Origin of the sequence: Mesorhizobium sp. M7A.F.Ca.MR.148.00.0.0 (genome assembly GCF_003997735.1) — a bacterium.
Taxonomy (GTDB): Bacteria; Pseudomonadota; Alphaproteobacteria; order Rhizobiales; family Rhizobiaceae; genus Mesorhizobium.
The window spans coordinates 1-290 of record NZ_RZTB01000523.1 but is presented as its reverse complement, the minus strand read 5'-3'; the positions used below and the strand labels follow the sequence as shown (position 1 = coordinate 290).

At 59.3% G+C, this 290-nt stretch carries 1 pseudogene; it reads left to right on the top strand.

Annotation, left to right across the window (positions count from 1 at the left end):
• Positions 1–121 precede the first annotated feature (121 nt).
• A pseudogene (locus EOB49_RS35195) lies at positions 122–290 on the top strand (TCP-1/cpn60 chaperonin family protein); the annotation flags it as partial.

The window sequence follows — 290 nt, the reverse complement described above, 5'->3', positions numbered from 1 at the left end:
AATGGCGAGGACCTTCTGATCATGAAGGAATCCGACATCATGGGCATCATCGGCTGATATCAGGCCTTTCCCCGTCAACTGAATTCCCGGGCTCGATCAAAGCCCCTGCCAGGAGCTAAAAATGGCTGCTAAAGACGTAAAATTCTCCCGTGATGCCCGCGAGCGCATGCTGCGCGGCGTCAACATCCTCGCCGACGCCGTGAAAGTCACGCTCGGCCCCAAGGGCCGCAACGTCGTCATCGACAAGTCGTTCGGCGCCCCGCGCATCACCAAGGACGGCGTTACCGTCG